Raw genomic sequence first — 4,986 nt, 5'->3', positions numbered from 1 at the left:
AACCCGCCAGATACCGACCACCCCCACCACCACCGCCGCCGCAGTTGTCGCTGACGAGGTACTTCTGGTTGTACTGGCCCGGGTAGGGCGCGAGCGAGACGCCGTTGATGACGATCGTCTGCCCCACCCCGTTGTAGAGCTGTTCGTAGTGCACGTGCGGGCCGGAGGAGTTGCCGGTGCTGCCGGTGACGCCGATCTGCTGACCCTGCTCGACGTACGCCCCGTCGGGCACCGAGTAGGCGCTGAGGTGGAAGTAGTAGGTGGTCCAGCCGCCGCCGTGGTCGATGACCACGTAGTTGCCGGCGCCGCTGGGCTGCGAGTAGCGGCGGGCCACGCCGGCGGCGGAGGCGACCTGCGGCGTCCCTCCGGTGGTGCCGCCGTCGGCCCGCACGAAGTCCAGCGCCTGGCGCACCTCGGCGCTGTGGTGGTCGTAGGTCCACCGCTGCCCGCACGGGAACGGCGCCTTGAAGTTGGGTGCGGCCAGCGCGGCCGTGGGCGCCGCGACAACGCCGGTCAGGACGGCTGCGGCCAGGGTGACCAGCGCGACGAGGCAACGACGGACGGTTCTCGGGTGCCGGGGCATGGCGGCTCCTGTCAGGGAAGGCTCGGGCGGGGAAGGTCGGAGCCGGGGGCGATCTGGTCGCTCCACCGCCAGCCGTTCTGCACCAGGCGGCTGCCGTCGGAGAGCGACACGTAGGCGTCGGCGGCGCTGCCGCGGGTGTAGGTGACGGCGTCGCAGCGCCCGTCGCCGTCGAAATCGCCGACGCCGGGCAGCTCGGTGCCGACGGCGAAGTTGCCGTGCCAGGTCGCGGCGGCGCCGAGGCCACCGCCGGTGGAGGGGCGGACCAGGACGTCGGCGCTCGCGCCCCGGGTGAAGGCGACGACGTCGTCACGGCCGTCGCCGGTGACGTCGGCCAGCGCGGGAAGTTGGCTGCCGGTGGCCACGCCGTCGCCCCACTTCCAGGCGTGCTGCACGAAGCGGCTGCCGTCGGAGAGCGAGGCGTAGACGGCGCCGCCGGCTCCCTGGAGGAAGGTGACGATGTCGTCGCGCCCGTCGCCGTCCACGTCGCCGACGGCGGGGGTCTCGGTGCCGGCAGCGAAGAAGTCGTGCCACTTCACCCCGGGCCCGAAGCCGGTGCCGGTGGACAGCGCGACGTAGACATCGGCGGCCGCGCCCCGGGTGAAGGTGACGATGTCGGTTCGCCCGTCGCCGTCGACGTCGCCGACGGCGGGAATCTCGGTGCCGACGGCGAAGAAGTCGTGCCACCTGCTGGCGGGGGCGAAGCCGGTGCCGGTGGACAGCGCGACGTGGACGTCGGCGGCCGCGCCCCGGGTGAAGGTGATGACGTCGGCCCGGCCGTCGCCGTCGACATCGCCGGTGAAGGGCAGTTCGGCGTCGGTGGCGAAGAAGTCGTGCCACCTGGCGGCCGGTGCGAACCCGCTGCCGGAGGAGATCGAGGCGAAGACGTCGGCGGTGGCGCCACGGGTGAAGCCGACCACGTCGTCCCGGCCGTCGCCGTCGACGTCACTGGTGTTGCGGCCACGGCTGAGCGCCGTGGCGGTACCCGACGCGAAGCTGGCATTGCCCGCCTCGTCCAGCGCCACGATCCGGTAGTGCCACCGTTGCCCGGCGACGAGCGGTCCGTGCCGGAAGCTGGGGCTCCGCACGGTGCCGAGCAGGTTGGCCGGCGTGGTCGGCACGTCGGCGGCGCGCGCGCCGTAGACCCGGTAGCCGGCGACGCCCACGTCGTCGGTCGCCGCCGGCCAGCTCAGGGCGACCGCGTGGGTCCGGGCGCCGACGGTCGGCGCGGCCACCGTCGTCGGTGGCCGGGTGTCGGCGTACGGTCGCACGAGGCTGGACGCGGTGTAGGAGCTGGCGGTCCAGGCGGGCCGGCCGGCCGCTGGGGTCAGCGTCACGGTGACCGAGGCCCGGCCGGTGGTCACCGACGCGGGCAGGACGAACTCGTCGCTGCGCCACCGCTGCACGCCGTTGCCCTGCGGCTGGGCCCAGGTGCCCACCGCGACGCCGTCGACGGCCACGGCCACCTGCTGGCCCGCCGCGCCCTGTTCGCCGGTGCGCCGCAGCCGTACGCCCTGGTTGTCCGGGGCGACGGCGAGGCGGAACCGGACCGGGGCCAAGGTGGCGCGGACCTGCCCGGTGACCGTCGCCGCGTCGTCGTCGCCCTCGAAGACCGAGGTGAGGGGGTACTGCGCCGCGGGGCCGTCGGAGTAGTCGTGGGCCGTCCGACTCGCCGCGTCACCGACGGTGACCGTGTCGGTGAGCGCCTGCCCGACGGTGGGTTGGGTGTAGAGGTAGGCCGTGGAGCCGTACTCGGCGGGCATGTCGTTGGCCGGGCCGTGCTCGATGCCGAACCGCAGGCCGGTGCCGTAGTCGACCGCGTCGCCGATCATCAGCCGGTACGCCGCGTCGCACTCGTACGGGCAGCCGCCGGTGCGCACCTGGTGCCCGGGGTTGCCGGTGAAGACGCCCGAGTAGGTGCCCCGGTTGAAGTACCAGCCGGACTCGTAGAAGTCCTCGGTGCCGGTGCCGTGCAGCTGCGGCGTCGCCGAGCCGTCGACGTGCACCCGCTCGTCGCCCTCCAGGTAGTTGCGGGTGTTGCCGGCGGCGACGTGGCCGCGCATGGTCTGCGACACGCCGACGAGACGCCCGCGCCCGCCCTGCTCGGCGACGGTCCAGTCCTGCCCCGGGGTGGTCGCCCCCCGCCGGGACTGGGCGGTGAAGTAGCCGGCGTCGCCGTCGGCGGCCAGGGCGTCGGCCCACTGGGCGCCGGGCGCGGAGGTGATCTCCCAGCCGACGCCGGCGAGGTCGACGCCGTCGGTGTTGACGAGGGCCACGGCGGCGGCGGCCCGGAACGGCATCGGCCACCAGGAGCTGTACCAGCCGCCGGGGGCGGTGTCCATGGCGGACATCAGCGACCGGACCGGCCGTTCGCCGAGCCCGGAGCCGAAGAACTCGGCCACCGGCGCGTCCACGGTGGTCCGACCGTCGAAGGTGATCCGCAGCCGCAGCCGCCCGAGGCGGGAGTCGGTGGCGCTCGCGTCGGGCACCCGTAGGCGCAGGGCGGTGACCGCCCGGGGGCCGGTCAGGGTCGCGAGGGTGACCTGGCCGTTGGCGGGGACGGTGCGGGTGCCGTTGATCGTGGCGGCGCCCGGCTGTGCCGGCTTGGGGTCGCGGGTGCCGGCGGCCCGCAGCAGGCTCACCACGTCGGTGGCGGCGTCCGCGGGATCGAAGGACGGGACATCCTGGGCGTCGGCGAAGCTGCGGTAGGTGACGTGGTGGAACAGCGGGTTGTGCTGGGTGGTGACGCGCATCGACCGCCGGTAGGGCATCGGCACCTTGACGGTCACCCCGCCGGAGGTCTGGTCGGCGTTGCTCACCAGGGGAAACACGAAGGGGGCACCGAGGCCGCCGTCCACGAGGTGCTGCAACCCGGTGTCGACGACGGTCCCGCCGTCCAGTTCGATGCGGATCCACCCGGTGGCGGCGACCGCGCCGTCGTCGCGGGTGAACCAGATCGACTCGATCTCACCGGCGCCGTGGTCCTCGGCGATCACGCAGCCGCCGTCCGTGCGCAGGCAGGAGTGGGCGCCGCTGAACCCGTCGTCGTTGCCGCCGGTCCGGTCGTAGCTGGAGAACTGCCGGGTCCGGGCACCGCTGCCGAGGTGTGGCAGCCGGTCGAGGCGTCGGTAGACGTCCCAGCCGACGGCGCCGGGGGCGGCCGAGGCGGTGGTCGTGGACGCGGCGGCGGGGCCGGGCGTGGCGGACGCCGCAGGCGGCGCGGACGCGACGGCCATGGCGAGGGCGGCCGTGAGGACGACGGTACGCAAGCCGCGGGATCGGGCCATGTGTCACCTCGGCGGGCGGGCCCCTGGACGGCGCCACTGGCGGAAGTGAAGCCAACGCATTCGATTTCTGTCAATACCCTGCCTCGTGAGCACTCGCGGCGCGACGCTCCCACAGGTCCTCGTTCCCGCAGGTGGCAGGCCGTTTCCGAGCACCCGACCGGCACGAAAGTTTCTTCCTTGACTGCGCCGTCGGGTGGCCGTAAGTTTCATGTATCTATCGACAGATGTCGTCGTTCGCACTCGCTGCTCGTCCTCGCCCGGGACGGCCGCCCCGCCCGGACCACTGCTCCCCGCTTCCCAGAGGGCCATCATGGACACTCGCACCCGAACGCCCGCATTCCCCCTCACGGCCCGGCTGGCCGCCGCCGTCGCCGTCGCCGTCGCCACGCTGGCGGTGACCGCCCCGGCGGCACCCGCCGCCGCGGTCCCCTCGACCGACGGCCCCGGCACGCTGGCCTGCACCTCGATACCGGCGAACCACGACCCGTCGATCATCGTCATCGTGCACCGGGTGGGCCTCAACCTGCGCGTCAACGACAAGGTGATGCTCGCCGGCTTCGAGACCGGCTGGGTCGAGTCCCACATGAACAACCTGCCCTGCGGGGACAAGTCCTCCCTCGGGGTGTTCCAGCAGCGCTGGGACTACGGCTGGGGCACTCCGGAGCAGATCATGGACCCGGTCTACTCGTCGACGCAGTTCTTCACCCGGGCCGTCACCTGCGACCGCAACAACCCGGGCTACACCGCCGGTCAGGTCGCGCAGTGCGTCCAACGCTCCGGTTTTCCCGACCGCTACGACCAGTCGCAGGCCAAGGCCCGGTCGCTGCTCGCCGAGGCGTCGCGGGTCACCGGCATGGCTCCGGGTTCGCCGACGGATTTCAGTGGTGACGGTAAGGACGACATCGTGGCGTTCACCCAGGGCTCGCTCAACGACGTGTACGTCGCGACGTCCACCGGATCATCGTTCACGGGCACCTCGGTGAAGTGGAACGACTTCTTCGGCCTCAACGGCGAAACCCTGACCACCGGCGACGTCAACGGCGACGGCAAGGACGACATCATCGCCTTCACCCACGGATCCCTCGCCGACGTCTACGTCGCACTCTCCACCGGCACCAG

At 73.0% G+C, this 4,986-nt stretch carries 3 protein-coding genes; 1 reads left to right on the top strand and 2 read right to left on the bottom strand.

The genetic code is table 11. From position 1 onward, the window contains the following. Together C5N14_RS31365 and C5N14_RS32525 are read right to left on the bottom strand one after the other, a co-directional pair. Positions 1 to 583, bottom strand: a 583-nt coding sequence (locus tag C5N14_RS31365; protein ID WP_133305778.1) for a M23 family metallopeptidase, incomplete at its 3' end; no start/stop codon positions are given. Between the two features lie 11 nt (positions 584 to 594). Then, positions 595 to 3,867: a DUF2961 domain-containing protein gene (locus C5N14_RS32525; protein ID WP_165878308.1), complete on the bottom strand. Its 3,273-nt coding sequence runs from the start codon at positions 3,865 to 3,867 to the stop codon at positions 595 to 597. A 310-nt stretch (positions 3,868 to 4,177) separates the two neighbouring features. On the opposite strand from C5N14_RS32525, the gene C5N14_RS31355 reads away from it, so the two are divergent. Beyond that, positions 4,178 to 4,986: VCBS repeat-containing protein (locus tag C5N14_RS31355; RefSeq protein ID WP_165878307.1), on the top strand; the 809-nt coding region annotated here is incomplete at its 3' end.

Source organism: Micromonospora sp. MW-13, assembly GCF_003434305.1.
Lineage (GTDB): Bacteria > Actinomycetota > Actinomycetes > Mycobacteriales > Micromonosporaceae > Micromonospora.
Note: the sequence above shows the minus strand (reverse complement) of the source record. Positions and strands in the feature narration are given on the sequence as shown.

What these genes read in the sequence shown, in the direction of transcription:
- C5N14_RS32525 (WP_165878308.1), bottom strand. Translation starts at nt 3,867, where the DNA reads ATGGCCCGATCCCGCGGCTTGCGTACCGTCGTCCTCACGGCCGCCCTC.